Genomic DNA, 21,436 nt, shown 5'->3' on the forward strand with positions numbered 1-21,436 from the left:
TCCACTCCGTGACCGTCAGCCTGCCGCTCGTCGTCGTTCTCGGCTTCTTCGCCTGGGGAGCGGTCAAGTTCCTCGGCGTCCGAATCTGGATCGTCGTGCTGATCGCCCTGTTCGGCTTCTGGCTCTCGCACACCTTCCTCGCCCCCGCCATCGAGTCCGGCACGCGCTCCGGCGTGGGCGTCGTAAACAGCTCACATGACTAGACGAGTAGATGAGAAGGGGTTCGCCGTGTTCCTGCCCAAGTACCCCGACAACCCGACCCCGCCGCCCGCACACACCCACACCCCGGCCGACCCGATGCCCGTACGGCGCTCGCTCCCGCCGGTCTCCGTCGACCGCAACACGGTCGTCGCCCTGGTCGTCGGGGGAGTCGTCCTCACCGCGCTCCTGGCCGCTGTCGCCGTAACGGCCATCTCCGTGGCCATCGCCGCCGTGGTCCTGCGCTCGATGCTCCGCGACCACCACCGCTGAACGACCCCCGGACTACCCCTGGCCTCCGGGGCGGCGGCACACGACCAAGCATTTCGCCGCCCCGGGGCCCGTCTCTCCTGACCGAGCCAGCCAGAAGGAGCAAGCCATCTTCACCCGCCCCACCCCGGCCCCACTCCCCGAACTAGCGAACCTGGCCGCGCAAGGCACCCTCCCGGGTATCCTCCGCCAACTCTCCAGCCTCGGCGGCTGCACCAACCCCATCCGCCTCGACGGCCACCGCACCGAATACGACGTCGACACCACAACCGGCGAGATCGGCGGCATCCTCCACCACCTCAACTCCTCCACCCTCCCGGCCGGCCAACTCCTCGTCCGCTGCAACAACCGCCGCACCACCCGCTGCGCGGCCTGCTCCGAGGTCTACCGCCGCGACACCTTCCACCTGATCACCGCAGGATTGCGCGGCGGCAAGGGCACCCCCGAACACGTCGCCACCCACCCCCGCGTCTTCGCCACCTTCACCGCCCCCGGCTTCGGCCCGGTCCACAACCGCCGCACCGACGGCCGTCCCTGCCGCTGCGGCACCCATCACACCCAGGACGACGAGCGACTCGGCACCCCACTGAACCCGGACACCTACGACTACGAAGCGGCCGTCCTCTGGAACGCACACGCCAGTCCCCTCTGGCGCCGCTTCTCCACCTACCTGCGCCGAGAGGTCGCCAAGCGGGCAGGCCTCTCCCAGCGCCGGTTCCGCGACCACGCGCGCGTGTCCTTCGCCAAGGTCGCCGAGTACCAGAAACGCGGAGCCGTCCACTTCCACGCGGTCATCCGCATCGACGGACCCACAGGCGGCGACGCCTCGCCTCCGCCCTGGGCCACCGCCGAGCTGCTCACCGACGCCATCCGCACCGCGACCGCCAAGGTCCGCGTCGACGGCCCGACCATCGACGGCCGCACCCACACCTTCACCTTCGGCCGCCAACTCGACGTCCGCACCATCCGATCCGCCGACTTCAACGACGGCCAGGAACTCACCGAACGAGCCGTAGCCGCCTACATCGCCAAGTACGCCACCAAGGGCGCCGAAACAGCGACAGGCGCTCTCGACCGCCCGCTCAAGTTCGCCGCCGAACTCGCCCACCTCGACATCAGCGACCACGCCCGCCGCCTCATCCGCACCGCATGGACCCTCGGCGCCCGCAAGAGCCTGGAACACCTCCGCCTGCGCGCCTGGGCCCACATGCTCGGCTTCCGCGGCCACTTCTCCACCAAATCCCGCCGCTACTCCACCACCCTCGGCGCACTCCGCAACGCCCGAACCGAATGGCGCCGAGCACAAGCCACACCCGCCAACGGCCCCACCACCAACACCACGTACGTACTCGCGCACTGGGTCTTCGCCGGAACCGGCCTCTCCTCTACCGAAGCCTGGCTCGCCGAATCCCTCGAACCCGCCCCCGGCACGGAAGGAGAGCCCACCCGTGGCTGAGCCGCGAGCCCTGACCGCTGTCCCGGAACTGGCCGATCCGTCCTTGGTCCTGCTGACCGTCGAAGAGGCGGCACGGCGACTCCGTATCGGCCGTACAACCTGCTTCAAGCTCGTGCTCGCGGGCGAGATCGAATCGGTCACGGTCGGCCGACTCCGCCGAGTTCCGGCTGAGGCGCTGCCCGCCTACGTCACCCAACTCCGCCGCCGTCCCGCCGTAGCGGCCTGAAGGGGGGAGACATGGCAGAGACGAAACGCACCCGCCAGCCCAACGGCGCCTCGTCCATCTACCTCGGCAAGGACGGCAAATGGCACGGCCGCGTGACGGTCGGCGTCCGCGATGACGGCAAGCCTGACCGCCGTCACGTCGAGCGGAAGACGAAAGCCGAAGTGACCAAGGCCGTACGCGAGTTGGAACGGGCCCGCGACGACAAGAAGCTTCGGAAGCCGGGCAAGGGCTGGACCGTCCAGGGCTGGCTTGAGCACTGGGTCGAGAACATCGCCAAGCCGTACGTCTCCGAGAACACGTACGCCGGATACGAGGTGGACGTCCGTGTGCACCTGGTCCCGGGCCTCGGCGCACACCGCCTCGATCGGCTGGAGCCCGAGCACCTGGAGCGCTTCTACCAAAAGATGCAGAGCAACGGCAGCGCGGCCGGCACCGCTCACCATGTGCACCGCACCGTCCGTACCGCCCTCAGCGAGGCAGTACGGCGCGGACACGTGCCCACCAACGCGGCCGAGATCGCCAAGGCGCCTCGACTCGAAGAGGAGGACATCGAGCCGTACACGATCGAAGAGGTACAGAGCTTGCTCGTCGAAGCGGCCAAGCTCCGCAACAGCGCGCGTTGGGTGGTCGCCCTGGCCCTTGGTCTCCGTCAAGGCGAGGCACTCGGCCTGCACTGGGAAGACGTCGACCTCGCCTCGGGATACGTCCGCATTCGCAAGAACCGACTCCGCCCCAAGTACGCGCACGGCTGCGGTGCCAACCCGTGTGGCCGGAAGGCTGGTTACTGCCCCAAGCGGGAGCAGACCCGGCGCGAGCACAAGTCCACCAAGTCACGCGCGGGCCGACGCACCATCGGCCTGCCCGACCCGCTGATCAAGATTCTCCGCCAGCACCAGGAAGCCCAGGAGCGGGAGCGCATCGCGGCCGGCACCGACTGGGAGGGCAAGGGGTACGTCTTCGCCTCGCCGATCGGCGGCCCTCTCAGTCCCAACACCGACTTCCACACCTGGAAGCGGCTTCTCCGGGACGCGGGCGTACGGAACGGCCGTCTTCACGACGCTCGTCACACCGCCGCGACCGTGCTCCTTATCCTCGGCGTCCCCGACGTCGTGATCGACTCGATCATGGGTTGGGAGCCCGGGGGAGCGGCCCGGATGCGCGCTCGGTACATGCACGTGACGGGGACCATGCTTCGCAAAGTCGCCCAGCAAGTCGGCGACGCCCTTTGGGAGCTCCCGAAAACGGACTCAGAGACAAACTGAGACGGAAACTGAGACGGACAACGACGAAGGGCCCCGCTGCGAACAGCGGGGCCCTTCGACATCGTGCCCGGTGAGGCACTGGCGGAGGATACGAGATTCGAACTCGTGAGGGGTTGCCCCCAACACGCTTTCCAAGCGTGCGCCCTAGGCCACTAGGCGAATCCTCCGCGGCAAACAATACAAGACGTTGAGGAGTGCTCGCGAACTCGTTCCCCCCGCTCAGATCCTGTAGCCTGTGCGGAGCCCCTCACGCGGCGCTATCTGACTGAACTCCCCCAGGGCCGGAAGGCAGCAAGGGTAGGTTGGCTCTGGCGGGTGCGTGGGGGGCGCTTGCGTTCCCGGCGCGAAGACCGGGCTCATCGGCGGACCCGGTTGTCAGTGGGCGCCTATAACCTCGTACGCGTGTCGTCTCTCGCGCTGTACCGCCGTTATCGCCCGGAGTCGTTCGCCGAGGTCATCGGGCAGGAGCATGTCACCGACCCGTTGCAGCAGGCGCTGCGGAACAACCGGGTCAATCACGCGTACCTGTTCAGCGGGCCGCGAGGCTGCGGAAAGACCACGAGCGCGCGCATCCTGGCCCGCTGTCTGAACTGCGAGAAAGGGCCCACGCCCACGCCCTGCGGCGAGTGCCAGTCCTGCCAGGACCTCGCGCGCAACGGACCCGGTTCCATCGACGTCATCGAGATCGACGCCGCGTCCCACGGTGGTGTGGACGACGCCCGTGACCTGCGGGAGAAGGCCTTCTTCGGGCCTGCGGGCAGTCGCTACAAGATCTACATCATCGACGAGGCCCACATGGTCACGTCGGCCGGCTTCAACGCGCTGCTCAAGGTCGTCGAGGAGCCGCCGGAGCACCTCAAGTTCATCTTCGCGACCACCGAGCCCGAGAAGGTCATCGGGACGATCCGGTCGCGGACCCATCACTATCCCTTCCGGCTCGTGCCGCCGGGCACGCTTCGCGACTACCTCGGCGAGGTGTGCGGGCGGGAGGACATTCCCGTCGAGGACGGCGTGCTGCCGCTCGTCGTGCGCGCCGGCGCCGGTTCCGTGCGTGACTCCATGTCCGTCATGGACCAGTTGCTCGCGGGGGCGAGTACCGATGGTGTGACGTACGCCATGGCCACCTCGCTGCTCGGCTACACCGACGCCTCGCTTCTCGACTCCGTGGTCGAGGCCTTCGCCACCGGTGACGGCGCCGCCGCCTTCGAGGTCGTCGACCACGTCATGGAGGGGGGCAACGACCCCCGCCGCTTCGTCGCCGACCTGCTGGAGCGCCTCCGCGACCTGGTGATCCTCGCCGCCGTGCCCGATGCGCTCGACAAGGGCCTCATCGACGCCCCCGCCGACGTACTGGAACGCATGCAGGCGCAGGCCGGCACCTTCGGCGCGGCCGAGCTCAGCCGCGCCGCCGACCTCGTCAACACCGGCCTCACCGAGATGCGCGGCGCCACCTCCCCCCGCCTCCAACTGGAACTCATCTGCGCCCGCGTGATGCTCCCCGCCGCGTACGGCGACGAGCAGTCGGTCATGGCCCGCCTCGACCGACTGGAGCGGGGCGTCAACTTCGCGGGCGGCGGGGGCGCGCCTGCCATGGGGTACGTCCCCGGACCCGACGCCCACGCCCGTCCCCCCGCCCATTCCCACGCCCAGCCTCCGGCTCAGGCTCCGGCTCAGGTCCACGGGGGAGGCGTCGCTGCCGCCGCACCCGTTCCGCCCGGCGGTGGTGCAGCAGCTGCCCGCGCGGCCGTACGAGGTCCAGGGGCCCCCGGCACCGCCCCGGCCCCCGGCCCCGGTGCCCCCTTCGCCGGTACGACACCGGCCCCCGCCGCCCCCGCGATGCCGGCGGAGCAGGCACCCACCCCCGCACCCGCCGCCTACTCTCAGCCCGCCCCCCCGCCCCAGGCCCCCCAACAGCCGCAAGCACAACCGCCCGCCGCCGCTCCCACCCCCGGCGCCTGGCCCACCGCCACAGCCGCAGGCAGTGGTCGCCGTCCCGGCGGCTGGCCCACGGCAGCACCGGCGGGCGGTGGACAGCCCCCGTCCGCCCACAGCGCACCCGCCCCTGTCGCCGCACCCGCGGCCGTACCGACCTCCGCACCCCAGGCCGTGGCCCCCACTCACGCCACCCCACCCCCGGCCGGCGGTCTCGACCCCCGCATGCTCTGGCCGAACATCCTGGAAGTGGTGAAGAACCGCCGCCGTTTCACCTGGATCCTGCTCAGCCAGAACGCGCAGGTCACCGGCTTCGACGGCACGACCCTCCAGATCGGCTTCGTCAACGCGGGCGCGCGGGACAACTTCAACAGCAGCGGCAGCGAGGACGTACTGAAGCAGGCGCTGGCCGAGCAGTTCAACGTCCAGTGGAAGATCGAGGCGGTCGTCGACCCGTCGGGCGGCGGCACCCCGCCCCCGCAGCCGGGCGGTTCCTACGGCGGCGGTGGCGCAGCCGGTGGCTACGGCGGCCCCGCCCCCGCTGCGCCCGCCCCCCGCCCGGCATCCCCCCAGCCCACCCCCACGAACACGACCAACTCACCCTCGGCACAGGCCCCCACCCAACCCCAACCCCCTGCCGCTCCCTCCCCGGCTCCCGCCCCCCGCATCGTCTCCGCCGAGGACGACACCGCCGAGGAAGACGACCCCGACCTCGACGAGTCAGCCCTCTCCGGCCACGAACTGATCGTCCGGGAGCTGGGAGCAACGGTGATGGAAGAGTTCACCAACGAGTAGGGCGCCTCTTTTCACCCCGCCCTGCCTCGATCGCCTTTAGGGGCGCGGGGAACTGCGCGCCCAGCCCCCACTCACCCGCACCCCGCAAACAACCCAAGCCCCACCCCGACCCCACCGTGACCTAGGCTGACCCCCGTGAAGGTCCTCGTCATCGGTACCGGTGCCCGCGAACACGCCCTCTGCCGTTCCCTGTCCCTAGACCCCGACGTCACCGCCCTGCACTGCGCCCCCGGCAACGCCGGCATCGCCGAGGTGGCCGAGCTGCACCAGGTCGACGCCCTCGACGGCGCAGCCGTAGCCACGTTGGCCACCGAACTCGGTGCCGAGCTGGTCGTGGTCGGTCCGGAGGCACCCCTCGTCGCCGGGGTCGCCGACGCCGTCCGCGAGGCGGGCATCCCGGTTTTCGGCCCCTCCGGGGAGGCCGCGCAGCTGGAGGGCTCCAAGGCCTTCGCCAAGGAAGTGATGGCGGCGGCCGGTGTGCCGACCGCCCGTTCCTATGTCTGTACGACGCCGGAGGAGGTCGAGGAGGCTCTCGATGCCTTCGGTGCGCCGTACGTCGTGAAGGACGACGGACTGGCCGCCGGCAAGGGTGTCGTGGTGACCGACGACCTCGACGCGGCGAAGGCGCACGCCAACGCCTGTGAGCGGGTCGTCATCGAGGAGTTCCTCGACGGCCCCGAGGTGTCCCTGTTCGCGATCACCGACGGCGTGACCGTCGTCCCGCTGCAGCCCGCCCAGGACTTCAAGCGCGCGCTGGACGGCGACGAGGGCCCGAACACCGGCGGCATGGGCGCGTACTCCCCGCTGCCGTGGGCCGACCCGAAGCTGGTGGAGGAAGTACTCCAGACCGTCCTCCAGCCGACCGTCGACGAGATGCGCCGCCGCGGCACACCGTTCTCCGGCCTCCTCTACGCCGGTCTCGCGATCACGTCACGCGGCGTGCGGGTCATCGAGTTCAACGCCCGCTTCGGCGACCCCGAGACCCAGGTGGTCCTGGCCCGCTTGAAGACCCCGCTCGCCGGCGTCCTGCTCGCATCGGCGAACGGCACCCTCGACGACCTGGCCCCCCTGCGCTGGAGCGAGGACGCGGCGGTCACCGTAGTCATCGCCTCGCACAACTACCCGGACACCCCGCGCACCGGTGACCCGATCACGGGCCTCGACGAGGTGGCGGCGCAGGACGCCCCGTACGCGTACGTCTTGCACGCCGGTACCAAGTACGACGGCGACGACGTCGTCAGCGCGGGCGGCCGGGTCCTCTCCGTCACGGCGACCGGCACGGACCTCACCCAGGCCCGCGAGCGCGCGTACGCGGCCGTGGCCCGCGTCCGTCTCGACGGCTCCCAGCACCGTACGGACATCGCGGCGAAGGCGGCGGCGGGCGAGTAACCCCAAGCGCTCCCGCGCACCGATAAACCCGACAGGCCCCGAATCCGTCTCTCGATTCGGGGCCTGATCCTTGCCCTCCGTCATCCACCTTTCCCCTGAGCCATTCCATCGAGTGACCGATGCCCCATCCGGCTGACGGGGGCCGGGGCCCCAACTATGGTGCGGCGCAAGCGTTCCGGCACTTGGCCCACCGGCATTGCGATGTCAGTGGCGGGTGCCACAGTGGGGGAGTGAGCAACGCCAGCAGAGCGGGACAGCACGGAGGGGGTGAGGTCCGGTCGTGACCGGTATGGGTGTGGAGGCGGGCGCGCAGGCGGCGCGTTCCCGGGCCTTGGCCGTGCTGCGGATCCGCAGCCGGGCGCTGGCCGTCGCCCTGTTGCCCGCCGCCGTCGCGGTGATCCTGCTCGCCGGGGGTTCCACCGGCCATCTCGTGGGCCGGGGCTGGGACCTCTCCCGCTGGATCATGGGCGTGGCCGCGGTCGTCGTGCTGCTCGCGGCCGGCGCCATCGCGCTGGTCGTCGCGCGCTCCCGCCCGGCCGTGAGCCCCACGGTCGCGATCGCCGAGGAGTCGGCCCCCGACCTGTACCGCATGGTGCGTGACCTGGCCGACCGTCTCGACGTCCCCGCACCGTCCGCGATAGCGCTCACCCCGGACTGCGACAGCTGGCTGGAGGACCGCACCCACCCGGCCCACGGCCAGCCCCCGCAGGAGGACCGCGACGAGATCACGGGCGTACGGGGCCTCACCCCGGCGCGTTCCCGTCGTACGGCCGCCTCGCCCGTCCTCGTCATCGGCTCCCCGTTCCTGTGGTGGATGCGGGTCGGCGAGCTGCGCGCGGTGCTCGCCCCCGTCGTCGCGGGTACGGGACCCTCGGCGCACCCGGACATAGCCGCGGCCCGCCGTTTCGTACGGGGACTGGACGCGGCGGTGGCCGTGACCTCGGCACCCCGTGGCCCCCTGTTCCGCTCGGTGCTCGCCGGTGTCGGCTGGGTCGCCCGGCTGCTGCTGCGCAGTTGCCGGGTGCACGCGGCCGAGATGGAGCGGGGCGTGGCCGCCGCTGCCGCCGAGCGTGCACAGGCTGTGGACTACGGCCTGCGGATCGTCGCCCAGGAACAGGTGGGTCTGGCGTACGCGGGCTGGGACCGGCTGCTCACCCGGGTCGCGCTGCCCGCGTGGAGGATGGGCCGCTGGCCGTCCCGGCTGGACGCGGGCGTCGTGGCGGCGCTCACCGAGCTGTCCCGCCGTGACCGCCTGGCCGAGGGCTTCGCCTCCCGTCTGGGCGAGCGCCCCGCCTGCGACCTGCTCGAAGAGCCCGGCACGATCGACGAGGCGACCTCGCTCCTCGCCGCCCGCCTCTTCCACGGCGGTCCGGCCGAGGCAGGTCCCGACTGGGCGCCGGTCGACTGGCAGGAGTACCCGGAGGAGGTCGTCGACCGCACCTGGCGCACCGACGCTGCCCGCCTCCACCGCGTCCTGGACACCCTCGGCGTCCGCCGTTCCCCCGACCCCGTCACCCCCCACCACGACGCCCCGACCCTGGCCCGAGTGGTGGACCACCTGACAGACCCGACGACGGCGGACCGGTACAGCGAGGCCGACGAGACCGGCCACTCCCTGGGGACCATCGGCGTCGACGCCCCCGACCTCCACGGCTCTCACCCTCCCTCTCACCCCCACCCGGACCCCGAGCCGGAGCCGTACAAAGCAATGGCCGCCGACGACGAGCTCGGCGAGAGCGGTTCGCCGCACAGCGCGGCGCTGGCCGCCGGGCTCACCGCCGAGTTGGCGCGGGAGGAGGCGGCCACCCCGTCGACCGGTTCGGCACCGGCCGGGCAGGGCCCCGACACCGCGCTCTGGGACGACGGCTCGCTGCCGCTCTTCCCGCTGCAACCGCCGCGCACCGGACGGGAGTTGCTCGCCGATCACGTCACGGCGATGGTGTGCTGCGCCGCGATGGACACGGCAGGCGCGGTCCCCGGCCTCGACTGGCTCGACGGCCCGACACTTCTGGTCAACGGCGAAAGAGCGGCCGACCTCGCCCCGAGGGTTCTCAGCCTCGTGGAGGACGGCGACCCGGCCCCGCTGCGGGCGTGGCTGATCGACCTGGGCATACGCCCGGAGAAGCCGGTACGGCTCGTCTGACGTCCGATGACGTCCGATGACGCCCGAGCCGTACCACCGCGTGAGCCGCCCCTCGGGCGCCCCGCCCCACCGGAACATCACATTCCACTTTCGGTCAATTGGCAACGACCAGTGACAGAGTGCGTGCTTAATGTGATGTGCTGGGGCCGATCCCGTACACGGCATGGGCGCGCGCCGTACGACAGCTGAACGAAGGACCACCACGGGGGCACGAGGGAGGGGAGTGGCATGGGGCCGCAGCAGATCCGCCGCTGGGAGTCGGGAGCGCTGGCGCACGCCGTGACGGACCCCTTCGGGCAGGGCCCGGTCCCCTGGCTCCGCGGCAGCGAGACCTACTTCGACGACACCGGCCATGTCGTCCCCTGGTACCTGGACCCGGCCCCGATCCACGCCACCGACCGCGGCACCCCCCGGATCCCGGGCCCGCGCGGCACCGGAGGCCCCCGTTCCGCCGACGACGTCCACCGGCAGATCAAGGGGTTCACCTCGGCCAGTGCGGTAGCGCCCGGCGAGGCCCTCGACTTCCACGTCACGGTCGACCCGCCCCAGGAGTTCGCCGTCGACGTCTACCGCATCGGCCACTACGGCGGTGACGGCGCCGCCAAGATCACCACCAGCCCCCGCCTCTCGGGCATCGTCCAGCCGCCGCCGCTCACCGCCGACCGCACGGTCTCCTGCCACCACTGGTGGCTGTCCTGGCGACTGCAGATCCCCAGCCACTGGAGCATCGGCGCCTACGTCGCCGTCCTCACCACCGCCGACGGCTACCGCTCCCACATCCCCTTCACGGTCCGCGACAACCACCCCGCCGACCTGCTCCTCCTCCTGCCGGACATCACCTGGCAGGCCTACAACCTCTACCCGGAGGACGGCCACACCGGCGCGAGCCTCTACCACGCCTGGGACGTCGACGGCCGCCTCCTCGGCGAGTCCGAGGCCGCGACGACGGTCTCCTTCGACCGCCCGTACGCCGGCGCGGGCCTGCCCCTCCACGTGGGCCACGCCTACGACTTCATCCGCTGGGCCGAGCGCTACGGCTACGACCTCGCGTACGCCGACGCCCGCGACCTGCACGCGGGCCGCGTAGACCCCACCCGTTACCGGGGGTTGGTCTTCCCGGGCCACGACGAGTACTGGTCGACACATATGCGCCGTACCGTCGAACTCGCCCGCGAGCACGGCACGTCCCTCGTCTTCCTCTCCGCCAACACCATGTACTGGCAAGTGGAGTTGGCCCCCTCCCCGTCCGGCGTCCCCGACCGGCTGCTCACCTGCCGCAAGCGCCGGGGCCCGGGCAAGCCGGTGCTGTGGCGCGAAGTCGACCGCCCCGAGCAGCAGTTGGTCGGCATCCAGTACGCGGGCCGGGTACCCGAGCCGCACCCCCTGATCGTCCGCAACGCCGACCACTGGCTGTGGGAGGCGACCGGTGCCGGCGAGGGCGACGCGATCGAGGGCCTTGTCGCGGGCGAGGCCGACCGCTACTTCCCGCGCACCCAGCTCCCGCAGCACGAGGAGCGCATCCTGCTCGCCCACTCCCCGTACGCGGACGGCGAGGGCGCCCTCCGCCACCAGGAGACGTCCCTGTACCGCGCGCCGTCCGGCTCCCTGGTCTTCGCCTCCGGCACCTTCGCCTGGTCACCGGCCCTGGACCGCCCCGGCCATGTGGACGCCCGCATCCAGCGCGCCACGGCCAACCTCCTGGACCGCATCTGCAAGCACGACTGACCCCGCGACCAGATGTCAGCCCCGCATACGGGACAATCGAGCCAGTTGGAGAGACCCACTGGAGGAACCGTGTCCGGATTCGTAGAAAAGCCCGAGCCGCTCCAGGTTCCGGGCCTGACGCACCTCCACACCGGCAAGGTGCGCGAGCTCTACCAGAACGAGGCGGGCGACCTCGTGATGGTCGCCAGCGACCGCATCTCCGCGTACGACTGGGTACTGCCCACGGAGATCCCCGACAAGGGCAGGGTCCTCACCCAACTTTCCCTCTGGTGGTTCGACCAGCTCGCCGACCTGATCCCCAACCACGTCCTCGGCACCGAACTCCCGCCCGGCGCCCCCGCCGACTGGGCGGGCCGCACCCTCATCTGCAAGTCGCTCCGGATGGTCCCGGTGGAGTGCGTGGCCCGCGGCTACCTCACCGGCTCCGGCCTGCTGGAGTACAACGCGTCCCGTACGGTCTGTGGCCTCGCCCTCCCCGAGGGCCTGGTCGACGGCAGCGAACTCCCCGCCCCGATCTTCACCCCGGCGACGAAGGCCGCCGTAGGCGAGCACGACGAGAACGTGTCGTACGAGGAGGTCGCGCGTCAGGTCGGCGCCGACACCGCCGCGCAGCTGCGCCAGGCGACCCTCGCGGTCTACGGCCGGGCCCGGGACATCGCCCGCGACCGGGGCATCATCCTCGCGGACACCAAGTTCGAGTTCGGCTACGACGGCGAGACGCTGATCGCCGCCGACGAGGTCCTCACCCCGGACTCGTCCCGCTTCTGGCCGGCCGAGACCTGGGAGCCGGGCCACGCGCAGCCGTCGTACGACAAGCAGTTCGTGCGCGACTGGCTGACCGGCCCGGAGTCGGGCTGGGACCGCAAGAGCGAGCAGCCGCCGCCGGCACTCCCGCAGCAGGTGGTGGAGGCCACGCGCGCGAAGTACATCGAGGCGTACGAGCGCCTCACGGGCCTGAACTGGGCCTAGAGGGAATGAAAAAACCCCGGTCCACCCGGACCGGGGTTTTTGTTCTGAGCGGACGACCAGGTTCGAACTGGCGACCTCAACCTTGGCAAGGTTGCGCTCTACCAACTGAGCTACGTCCGCGCTGCGCCGTGGCGCGAGAGCAACTATACCCAACCTCGCTCGCGTGCGAGACGCACTGCCGTATGACGGTTCTCGGCCCCGAGTTTCGAGACGGCGGAGGAGAGATAGTTCCGTACGGTGCCCTGTGACAGCGCGGCCCGTTCGGCGATCTCCGCGACGGGCGCCCCGTCGGCGGCCAGCTCCAGCACCTCGGCCTCGCGGGCGGTCAGCGGTGAGTCCCCGGCGGAGATCGCGTCGGCGGCCAACTCGGGGTCGACATAACGATTTCCGGCATGCACGGTACGAATGATCTCGGCAAGCCGCTGCGCACTGACGGTCTTGGGCACAAACCCCCGCACCCCAGCTGCAAGTGCCCTCTTGAGATGCCCAGGCCGCCCATGCCCGGTCACGATCAGCACCCGACACCCGGGCAGCTCGGCCCGCAACGATGTGGCGACCTTCACACCGTCCGCCCCCGGCATCTGCAGATCCAGTACGGCGACGTCGGGCCGGTGCGCCCGCGCCATGGCCAGCGCCTCGGGCCCGGTCGCCGCCTCCGCGACCACCAGCAGATCGTCCTCCAGCCCGAGCAGCGCGGCGAGCGCACCCCGGATCAGATGCTCGTCATCGGCGAGCAGCAGCCGTACGACAGGGGCGGTCATGCGCCGGCCCCGGTCACGTCCGGCAACGGCACCGTCGCCACCACCCTGAACCGATCCTCGCCCACGATCCCCGCCTCCAGTTCCCCACCCACAGCACTGAGCCGCTCCCGCAGCCCGACCAGCCCAGACCCACCACTTCCACCCGGGGCCGGTGCCCGGTCCTGCGGTCCCGACCCACCGCTCCTCCCTGGCAGCGCCGGCGCCCAGCCCTTCGACCTCGGCCCGTCACTTCCGCGCAGGCCTGGTGCCCGGTCCTTCGGCCGCGCCCCTCCGCTCTGTGACAGCGCCGGTGTGCCGTCACCCGGTCCCGATCCTCCGCTCCCCGGCGGGCCCGGTGTCCCGTCGCCTGGCCTCGGCCCGCCACTCCCCGGCAAGGTCGGTGTGCCGTCGCCCGGCCCTGACCCACCGCTCCCCGGCGGGCTCGGTGTGCCGTCGACCGTCCTCGGCCCGCCACTCTGCGGCAAGGCCGGTGTGCCGTCGCCCAGCTCCGATCCTCCGCTCCCCGGCAGGCCTGGTGCCTCGCCCTGCGGCCGCGCCCCTCCGCTCCCCGCCAAGGCCGGTGTGTCGTTGCCCGGTCCCGACCCGCCACTCCCCGGCAAGGCCGGTGCGCCCTCGCCTGGTTGTGATGCTCCGCTCCCCGGCAGGCCTGGTGCCCCGCTCTTCGGCCACGCCCCTCCGCTCCCTGACAGCACCGGTGTCCTGTCGCCCGCCCCCGACCCACCACTCCCCAGCAGCCCCGGCGCCCAGTCCTTCGACCCCGACCCCGTCCCACCACTCCCCGGCAAAGCCGTTATCCCGTCGCCCAGTCCCGCCCCTCCGCTCCCCCGCAGCCCGCCCGCCGCCTCGCCGTCCCCTCCCGCCCCCGCACCGCCCGGCAAGCCCGCCGCCACCCCGTCGTTCTCGATGGTGAGTACGACCCGGCCCTCGGCCACCCGTACCCCGACCACGCACCGCCCGGCATCCCCGTGCCGCAGTACGTTCGTCGTGGCCTCACGGACCACCCAGCCGAGTGCCGACTGCACCTCGATCGGCAGCCCGGTCGCCTCTCCGGTCACCTCGCACTCGATGCCCGCGGCGCTCAACACGCCCTGCGCGCCGGCGAGTTCGACCCCGAGGTCGGCCTCGCGGTAGCCCCGTACGACGTCCCGTACCTCGCGCTGCGACTCCCGTGCGATCCGCTGTACCTCGATCATCTGCTCCACGGCCTCCGGCCGCCCGCGCCGGACCAGTTGTACGGCCAGTTCGCTCTTCAGGGCGATCACCGACAGGTTGCGGCCCATGACGTCGTGCAGGTCGCGCCCGAACCGCAGCCGTTCCTCGGCGACGGCGAGCCGGGTGCGGGTCTCGCGGGCCTCGTCGAGTTCGTAGACGGCGTCGAGGAGCCAGACGGAGAAGGCGGCGGTGAAGGCGAGACCTCCGCCGCCGAAGAGGACGGCGATCCCGGTGCCGAGCGCCGCGGGGGCGGCCACGCCCAGCGGGAGCTGTGCGACCAGCGTTCCGCCCACGGCGACCGCCACCACCGTGAGGACCTGCCGCCGGCCGCGGACCCCGAGCGTCAGCGTGCCCGCGCCGAAGCTCAGCACGCCCACGAAGAGCGTGCTCGCGGCGGCCCTCACCTGGTGGTCGCCGGGGCCCCGCTCCCGTAGAACGAGCGCGACGACGGCGATCAGCGCGGTCACCGACCCGAGGAGCCACAGCAGCCGTACGGGCTGGGCGCGCCGTCCGCGCGTCCAGTCGAGCGCCCGGGAGGCGGTGGCGGAGCACAGCAGCGCGTGCACGGTCACGACCGCCGCCATCCAGCCCGCGGTGTCCGCCCCGACCTGCGAGAACAGCGGCAGCCCGATCACCGCGACCTCGATCACGGCGAAGAAGTGGTAGGACCACCGGGTGTACGTCTCGACCTTCCCGGGCGTGCTCTTCCGCCCCCACCAGTCAACCGACGTCCGTATCACCTGGTGCTCCCCGTGCTGCCCGTACCTCAGCGCCGCGGTTCCCAACGGAACCACCGCCGTACAGCAAACACCGCGAGGACGGTCCAGGCCAGCGCGGTCAGGACGGCGCCCAGCGCGTCGTAGCCGGACAGGTCGCCGTTCCAGCCGCCGCTGATCAACCGGATCGCGGGGGAGAGGGGGAGGAACCGGCAGACGTCGGCGACCCGGTCGGACAGGAGCTGGAGCGGGACGATGATCCCGGAGCCCATCATGGACACCAGCACCACCGGCAACGCGGTCACCTGCGCGCTCTCCGCCGTCCTGGTGACACTCGCCGTGAGGGCCGCCAGCGCGGCGCACAGGAAGAGGCCGAACAGCAGCCCCAGGACGACGAGTTGGGGCATCGCGGGCGCCCCCGCGTCGAGGAGCAGCGCGCAGGCGGCGGCCAGCAGCACGGACTGGACGAACCCGAGGCACACCGCCGGGAGCGCGGTGCCGGCGAGGATCTCGGAGTCGCCCAACTCCCCGGTGCGCAGCCGCTTGAGGACCAGTTCCTCCCGCCGCGAGACGAAGGCACTCACCAACGACGAGTACACGGCGAAGAGCAGCGAGAAGCCGATCGCGGCCGTGAGCATCACCGAACCGACCGTCAGCCCTTCCCCCTTGAGGTTCATCTGGTCGACCGCGGGCCGCACGCTGAACGGCAGTGCCAACGGCACGAGCAACGCCGTGACCACCGCACTCCGGTTCCGCCCCAGCAACGCCAACTCGGCCCGCCCCAGCGCCCGCAACCGCCCGACCGGAGTGGTCACAAGGGCACTCATGCCGTCACCTCCTGCTGCTCCCGAGCGATCCCCAAAAACGCCTCTTCCAACGAGGCCGACCGCACCTCAAGCCGCCGCAATTCGATCCGCGCCCGCTCGGCCCACACCAACAACCCGGTGGCCGCCCGCTGCAACTCCTGCGTCTCCAGCCGTACGACCCTCCCCGCCACCTCATGCCGGACGACCCCCAGCTCACCGAGCGGCGGCAGGTCCCCCACGAAATAGCCCGCGGGCAGTTCGAAGGAAATCCGCGACGGCCGCCCCGCCGTCACCTCGGCCGGTGTCCCGGTGACCGCGATCCGTCCCTCGCTCAGGATCGCAAGCCGGTCGGCGAGGCCCTCCGCCTCCTCCAGGTAGTGCGTGGTCAGCAGCACGGTCGTCCCGCCGTCGCGCAGCGCCCGCACCAACTCCCAGGTGTCCCGGCGCCCTTCGGCGTCAAGACCGGTCGTCGGCTCGTCGAGGAACAGCACCTCGGGCTCCCCGAGCAGCGCGAGCGCGAGATCGAGCCGCCGCCGTTCACCCCCGGACAACTGCTTCACCCGTACGGCGGACCGCTTCTCCAGCCCGACCAGCGCGAGCGCCTCCGGCACCGGCCGCGCCCCGCTCGTGCAGCCGGCCCACATCCGCGCGGTCTCGGCGACGGTCAGCTCGGACGGGAACCCGCCCTCCTGCAACATCACCCCGGTACGCGGCCGTACGGCGGCCCGCTCGGCGTAGGGATCGTGGCCGAGGACGCGCACCTGCCCGCCGGACGGCGCCGCGAGCCCCTCAAGGAGTTCGACCGTGGACGTCTTGCCCGCGCCATTGGTGCCCAGGAGCGCGAAGACCTCGCCTCGCCGCACGGAGAAGGTGATCCCCCGCACAGCCTCGAACCCGCCCCCGTACACACGGCGTAGGTCAGTGACCTCAATCACGTGTTCGTGTTCGTTGGTGTCCATGACTTCAGCGTCCCGGCGGCCGGGGCGCGGCAGCAGTGCGCGGTGTCATCACTCGGCATGACAAATGTCAGACGGGCACCGGACATACGACGGGCAGTGGGCATACAGAAAACCCCGGTCCACCGGGACCGGGGTTTTCGCTGGAGCGGACGACCAGGTTCGAACTGGCGACCTCAACCTTGGCAAGGTTGCGCTCTACCAACTGAGCTACGTCCGCATTGCCTCCGACCAGCTCTCACTGATCGGCGCGAGCACCAGCCTACCCGATCCACCAGAGTGGTTCGGACGGCGATGCAGAGCGGGTGACAGGAATTGCACACTGCGCCTTCCCCCTGGAAGGGGGATGTTCTGCTACTGAACTACACCCGCATGTACTCCGTGAGCTGGGCCTTTCGGCCTCGCCCCTCGGCGTGCTCCGAACTCTAGCTGACCAGGAGGGGTGCAGCGCAAGTCGGTTGTGCCGAGGGGCGGCTGACCGGCCGTGGCCTGCCGGCTCACTGCGCGGCGGCGAACGCCTCGTAGACCTTCTTGGGGATGCGTCCGCGCGCCGGCACGTCCATCTTGTTGGCCTGCGCCCAGGCCCGGACGGCCGCCGGGTCGGGGGCAATCTCGGTCTGGCGGTAGGCCTTGCCGGACCTCGACCGTTTGCGACCTGCGTCCACGTAGGGCGCGAGCGCCTTACGCAGTTTCTTGGCATTGGCTTGATTCAGGTCGATCTCGTACGACTTGCCGTCGAGCCCGAAGGCGATCGTTTCCGCCGCTTCCGAGCCGTCGATGTCGTCAAAGAGAGTGACCACGACCTTCTGCGCCACGAATATCGGTCCCTTCGTGCGACACCTGAAACCGCACTATCCGCAGGGGCGCACGGAGACGCCACGGAGGTGCGGAGATGTCGACTGTCCGCCTGTTATTGGGCAAAGTATCGGCTATTGCCAATTCATTTGTACAGTGCCCGGCAATGCAATGTGAAGCCCGACTAAATCTTCCCGCGTGTCTCCGCGCAATAGGGAACCGGGATCGATCCGGGATCTTTCCCTGAACTTTTCGTGAAGACCCCCGCCCGACACCGGATCGTGATGGTCCTCACGTAGATTCCTACAACTCTACTCGCGTAGAAATTTTGTGCGGGTAGTCTGAAGACACCTGTCGAAGACCCGCAGGAACACGCTCAGCACCACAACACCGGGAGTGCCAGTGGCACGCGTCGTAGTCGACGTCATGCTCAAGCCGGAGATCCTCGACCCCCAGGGCCAGGCGGTCCAGCGTGCGCTGCCACGCCTGGGTTTCGAAGGTATCTCCGACGTACGTCAGGGAAAGCGATTCGAACTGGAAGTTGACGGACCGGTCGACGAGGCCGCGCTCGCCCGCATCCACGATCTTGCGGAATCCTTCCTCGCCAACACCGTGATCGAGGACTTCACCGTCAAGGTGGAGGAAGTCGCGGAGGCCGCGAAGTGACCGCTCGTATTGGCGTCGTCACTTTCCCGGGCAGCCTCGACGACCGCGACACCCAGCGCGCGATCCGCCTCGCCGGCGCCGAACCGGTCGCCCTCTGGCACAAGGACAAGAACCTCCACCAGGTCGACGCGGTAGTCCTCCCGGGCGGTTTTTCCTACGGCGACTATCTGCGCGCGGGTGCCATCTCCCGCTTCTCGCCGGTGATGGAGACGGTCATCGAGCAGGCGAAGTCGGGCCTCCCCGTCCTCGGTATCTGCAACGGTTTCCAGGTCCTCACCGAGGCGCACCTCCTCCCCGGTGCGATGCTCGGAAACAACCACCTCCACTTCATCTGCCGTGACCAGAAACTGCGGGTGGAGAACGCGGACACCGCCTGGACGGGCGACTACAGCGCCGGCCAGGAGATCCACATCCCGCTGAAGAACATGGACGGCCGGTACGTCGCCGACGAGCACACGCTCGACGAGCTGGAGGCGGAGGGCCGGGTGGTCTTCCGCTACCTGGACGTGAACCCGAACGGTTCGCTGCGCGACATCGCCGGCATCACGAACGCCGCCGGGAACGTCGTAGGCCTCATGCCGCACCCCGAGCACGCCGTCGAGCCGCTCATCGGGTCCGGTCGCACCGACGGCCTCCCCTTCTTCACCTCGATCCTCAAGAAGCTGGTCAACGCATGAGCCGGACGCCTCTGGACACGGTCGAGCACGCGGCCGAGACCCCCGACGTCGAGCTGCCCTGGGCCGAACTCGGCCTGAAGAAGGACGAGTACGAGCGGGTCGTGGAGATCCTCGGCCGCCGGCCCACCGGCGCCGAGCTCGCCATGTACTCCGTCATGTGGTCCGAGCACTGCAGCTACAAGTCCTCCAAGGTCCACCTCCGCCAGTTCGGCGAGAAGGCCCCCCAGTCCGATGCGCTGCTCGTGGGCATCGGCGAGAACGCGGGCGTGGTGGACGTCGGCCAGGGCTACGCGGTCACCTTCAAGGTGGAGTCGCACAATCACCCGTCGTACGTGGAGCCGTATCAGGGCGCGGCCACGGGAGTCGGCGGCATCGTGCGCGACATCATCGCGATGGGTGCCCGCCCGGTAGCGGTCGTAGACCCCCTGCGCTTCGGTGCGGCCGACCATCCCGACACCAAGCGCGTCCTCCCGGGCGTCGTCGCGGGCATCGGCGGCTACGGCAACTGCCTCGGCCTGCCCAACATCGGCGGCGAGGTCGTCTTCGACGCCTGCTACCAGGGAAACCCGCTGGTCAACGCCGGCGCCATCGGCGTCATGCGGCACGAGGACATCCACCTCGCGAAGGCCTCCGGCGCGGGCAACAAGGTCATCCTCTACGGCGCCCGCACGGGCGGCGACGGCATCGGCGGCGCGTCGATCCTGGCGAGCGAGACCTTCGACGACGCGAAGCCGAGCAAGCGCCCGGCCGTCCAGGTGGGTGACCCCTTCCAGGAGAAGCTCCTCATCGAGTGCACGCTTGAGGCCTTCGCCGAGAAGCTGGTCGTCGGCATCCAGGACCTCGGTGCGGCCGGACTCTCCTGCGCCACAAGCGAGTTGGCGTCCAACGGCTCCGGCGGCATGACGGTCACCCTGGACGACGTCCCGCTCCGCGACTCGACCCTCTCGCCCGAGGAAATCCTCATGAGCGAGTCGCAGGAACGGATGTGCGCGGTCGTCGAACCGTCGAAGGTCGACCGCTTCCTGGAGATCTGCGAGAAGTGGGACGTCATCGCCACGGTCATCGGTGAGGTGACCGACGGCGACCGCCTGGAGATCTTCTGGCACGGCGGCAAGATCGTGGACGTCGACCCGCGCACGGTCGCGCACGACGGCCCGGTCTACGAGCGCCCGTACGCCCGCCCGTCCTGGCAGGACGCGCTCCAGGCGGACGATGCCAACAAGCTTGCGCGGCCCGGGACTTCGGAGGAACTGAAGTCGCAGGTCCTGGCGCTGGTGTCGTCGCCGAACCAGGCGTCCAAGAAGTGGATCACGTCGCAGTACGACCACTTCGTGCAGGGCAACACGGTGCTGGCGCAGCCCGAGGACTCGGGCATGATCCGCATCGACGAGGAGACCGGCCTCGGGGTCGCCATCGCGACGGACGGCAACGGCCGGTACGCGAAGCTGGACCCGTACGCGGGCGCGCAGTTGGCGCTCTCGGAGGCCTACCGCAACGTGGCCACGACGGGCGCGAAGCCCCTCGCGGTCTCCGACTGCCTGAACTTCGGTTCGCCCGAAGACCCGGCGGTGATGTGGCAGTTCGCGGAGGCGATCCGTGGACTGGCCGACGCCTGCCAGCAGTTGGGCACGCCGGTCACGGGCGGCAACGTCTCCCTCTACAACCAGACGGGCGACGTCGCCATTCACCCGACCCCGGTGGTCGCGGTGTTGGGCGTCATCGACGATGTCGCGCGCCGGACGCCGGTCGCCTTCCAGGAGGAAGGGCAGCTGCTCTACCTTCTCGGCGACACGCGTGAGGAGTTCGGGGGTTCGGCCTGGTCGCAGGTCGTCCACGACCACCTCGGCGGCCTGCCCCCGAAGGTCGACCTGGAGCGGGAGCGGCTGCTGGCCGAGATCCTGATCTCCGCCTCGCGGGACGGCATGATCGACTCGGCGCACGACCTGTCCGACGGCGGTCTGATCCAAGCGGTAGTGGAATCGGCCCTGTTGGGCGAGAAGGGCGCGCGTCTGATCGTCCCGGACGGTCTGGACGCGTTCACGTTCCTGTTCTCGGAGTCGGCGGGCCGTGCGGTCGTGGCGATCCCGCGCTCGGAGGAACTGCGCTTCAACGACATGTGCGGGGCGCGGGGTCTGCCCGTCACCCGTATCGGTGTCGTCGACGGCGATGGGGTGGACGTGCAGGGCGAGTTCGCGCTGTCCCTGGAGGAGCTGCGCGAGGCGCACGAGGGGACGATCCCGGCGCTGCTGGCGTAGGTCGTCGTAGGACGCCGTAGTCCGTCGTAGGAACGCATGCATGTGAAGGCCCTGTCCGGGATCCGGGCAGGGCCTTCGCTTGTGTTAACTTCGACGGTTCGTGGGCGTGGAGCGGGGGAGCGGGAACGTGGAAGTACCGGTGGGGATACGTGAGTTCGGCGGCGACGGCCGGAGGTGCGCGTGAGTTTCGACAGTGAAAACACGCCTGAATTCTCATCCTCCGAGCG

The 21,436-nt window shown here is 70.6% G+C and carries 17 protein-coding genes, 4 tRNA genes, 1 other RNA gene and 2 pseudogenes; 14 read left to right on the forward strand and 10 right to left on the reverse strand.

Going from position 1 to position 21,436, the window contains the following annotated elements; all coding sequences use genetic code 11:
- The first annotated feature begins 8 nt into the window (after positions 1-8).
- From AB0I69_RS09060 to AB0I69_RS09080, 5 genes are all read left to right on the forward strand, one after another.
- The gene (locus AB0I69_RS09060) at positions 9-203 is read left to right on the forward strand and encodes a hypothetical protein (protein ID WP_363094900.1); all 195 of its coding nucleotides are present in this window, start codon (positions 9-11) and stop codon (positions 201-203) included.
- 25 nt (positions 204-228) lie between these two features.
- Positions 229-471: a SpdD protein gene (locus tag AB0I69_RS09065; RefSeq protein ID WP_363095041.1), complete on the forward strand. Its 243-nt coding sequence runs from the start codon at positions 229-231 to the stop codon at positions 469-471.
- A 151-nt stretch (positions 472-622) separates the two neighbouring features.
- On the forward strand, positions 623-1,924 hold the full coding sequence (locus tag AB0I69_RS09070) for a replication initiator (RefSeq protein ID WP_363095042.1): 1,302 nt from the start codon (positions 623-625) through the stop codon (positions 1,922-1,924).
- Positions 1,917-2,150, forward strand: a complete 234-nt coding sequence (locus tag AB0I69_RS09075) for an excisionase family DNA-binding protein (protein ID WP_019075273.1) — start codon at positions 1,917-1,919, stop codon at positions 2,148-2,150. Before AB0I69_RS09070 ends, AB0I69_RS09075 begins: the two co-directional genes overlap by 8 nt.
- An 11-nt stretch (positions 2,151-2,161) precedes the next feature.
- A complete protein-coding gene (locus tag AB0I69_RS09080; protein WP_363094901.1) occupies positions 2,162-3,412 on the forward strand; it encodes a tyrosine-type recombinase/integrase in 1,251 nt (416 codons plus the stop codon).
- 79 nt (positions 3,413-3,491) lie between these two features.
- Here the strand turns inward: AB0I69_RS09080 and AB0I69_RS09085 are convergent.
- Positions 3,492-3,579, reverse strand: a tRNA-Ser gene (locus AB0I69_RS09085).
- A 71-nt stretch (positions 3,580-3,650) separates the two neighbouring features.
- Between AB0I69_RS09085 and ffs the strand changes: the two genes are divergently transcribed.
- The 6 genes from ffs (at position 3,651) to AB0I69_RS09115 (ending at position 12,365) form a co-directional block, all read left to right on the forward strand.
- An RNA gene (gene ffs, locus AB0I69_RS09090) (signal recognition particle sRNA small type) lies at positions 3,651-3,749 on the forward strand.
- Between the two features lie 65 nt (positions 3,750-3,814).
- Positions 3,815-6,139, forward strand: a complete 2,325-nt coding sequence (locus AB0I69_RS09095; RefSeq protein ID WP_363094902.1) for a DNA polymerase III subunit gamma and tau — start codon at positions 3,815-3,817, stop codon at positions 6,137-6,139.
- Between the two features lie 135 nt (positions 6,140-6,274).
- The gene (gene purD, locus AB0I69_RS09100) at positions 6,275-7,528 is read left to right on the forward strand and encodes a phosphoribosylamine--glycine ligase (RefSeq protein ID WP_363094903.1); all 1,254 of its coding nucleotides are present in this window, start codon (positions 6,275-6,277) and stop codon (positions 7,526-7,528) included.
- 289 nt (positions 7,529-7,817) lie between these two features.
- Entirely contained in the window at positions 7,818-9,671 is a 1,854-nt protein-coding gene (locus AB0I69_RS09105; protein ID WP_363095043.1) for a hypothetical protein, read from the forward strand.
- A 228-nt stretch (positions 9,672-9,899) separates the two neighbouring features.
- Entirely contained in the window at positions 9,900-11,396 is a 1,497-nt protein-coding gene (locus AB0I69_RS09110) for a N,N-dimethylformamidase beta subunit family domain-containing protein (protein ID WP_363094904.1), read from the forward strand.
- Positions 11,397-11,465: 69 nt separating this feature from the next.
- Entirely contained in the window at positions 11,466-12,365 is a 900-nt protein-coding gene (locus AB0I69_RS09115; protein WP_363094906.1) for a phosphoribosylaminoimidazolesuccinocarboxamide synthase, read from the forward strand.
- A gap of 47 nt (positions 12,366-12,412) precedes the next feature.
- Here AB0I69_RS09115 and AB0I69_RS09120 read toward each other — a convergent pair.
- The 9 genes and pseudogenes from AB0I69_RS09120 to AB0I69_RS09160 form a co-directional block, all read right to left on the reverse strand.
- A tRNA-Gly gene (locus AB0I69_RS09120) sits at positions 12,413-12,485 on the reverse strand.
- A 23-nt stretch (positions 12,486-12,508) separates the two neighbouring features.
- On the reverse strand, positions 12,509-13,126 hold the full coding sequence (locus tag AB0I69_RS09125) for a response regulator transcription factor (protein WP_363094908.1): 618 nt from the start codon (positions 13,124-13,126) through the stop codon (positions 12,509-12,511).
- Positions 13,123-13,266, reverse strand: a pseudogene (locus AB0I69_RS09130) (sensor histidine kinase); the annotation flags it as partial. The pseudogene AB0I69_RS09130 and the gene AB0I69_RS09125, both read right to left, overlap by 4 nt.
- A 636-nt stretch (positions 13,267-13,902) precedes the next feature.
- Positions 13,903-15,075 (reverse strand): annotated as a pseudogene (locus AB0I69_RS09135) (histidine kinase); the annotation flags it as partial.
- A 29-nt stretch (positions 15,076-15,104) separates the two neighbouring features.
- The gene (locus tag AB0I69_RS09140; protein ID WP_363094909.1) at positions 15,105-15,881 is read right to left on the reverse strand and encodes an ABC transporter permease; all 777 of its coding nucleotides are present in this window, start codon (positions 15,879-15,881) and stop codon (positions 15,105-15,107) included.
- Positions 15,878-16,819, reverse strand: a complete 942-nt coding sequence (locus tag AB0I69_RS09145; RefSeq protein ID WP_363094910.1) for an ABC transporter ATP-binding protein — start codon at positions 16,817-16,819, stop codon at positions 15,878-15,880. Before AB0I69_RS09145 ends, AB0I69_RS09140 begins: the two co-directional genes overlap by 4 nt.
- A gap of 141 nt (positions 16,820-16,960) precedes the next feature.
- Positions 16,961-17,036 (reverse strand) — tRNA-Gly (locus tag AB0I69_RS09150).
- 80 nt (positions 17,037-17,116) lie between these two features.
- Positions 17,117-17,188 (reverse strand) — tRNA-Gly (locus AB0I69_RS09155).
- Positions 17,189-17,313: 125 nt separating this feature from the next.
- Positions 17,314-17,631, reverse strand: coding sequence for an Lsr2 family protein (locus tag AB0I69_RS09160; RefSeq protein WP_363094911.1), 318 nt, complete (start codon positions 17,629-17,631; stop codon positions 17,314-17,316).
- A gap of 382 nt (positions 17,632-18,013) precedes the next feature.
- Here AB0I69_RS09160 and purS point away from each other — a divergent pair, with 382 nt between their 5' ends.
- The 3 genes from purS to purL are packed head-to-tail and all read left to right on the forward strand — an operon-like array spanning position 18,014 to position 21,209.
- The gene (gene purS / locus AB0I69_RS09165) at positions 18,014-18,277 is read left to right on the forward strand and encodes a phosphoribosylformylglycinamidine synthase subunit PurS (protein ID WP_015659417.1); all 264 of its coding nucleotides are present in this window, start codon (positions 18,014-18,016) and stop codon (positions 18,275-18,277) included.
- Entirely contained in the window at positions 18,274-18,954 is a 681-nt protein-coding gene (gene purQ / locus AB0I69_RS09170; RefSeq protein ID WP_363094912.1) for a phosphoribosylformylglycinamidine synthase subunit PurQ, read from the forward strand. Before purS ends, purQ begins: the two co-directional genes overlap by 4 nt.
- Positions 18,951-21,209 (forward strand): phosphoribosylformylglycinamidine synthase subunit PurL, encoded by a 2,259-nt coding sequence (purL, locus tag AB0I69_RS09175; RefSeq protein ID WP_363094913.1) that lies wholly within the window; start codon positions 18,951-18,953, stop codon positions 21,207-21,209. The genes purQ and purL overlap by 4 nt, the downstream gene beginning before the upstream one ends.
- Positions 21,210-21,436 lie beyond the last annotated feature (227 nt).

This window comes from Streptomyces sp. NPDC050508, from assembly GCF_040655155.1.
Taxonomy (GTDB): domain Bacteria; phylum Actinomycetota; class Actinomycetes; order Streptomycetales; family Streptomycetaceae; genus Streptomyces.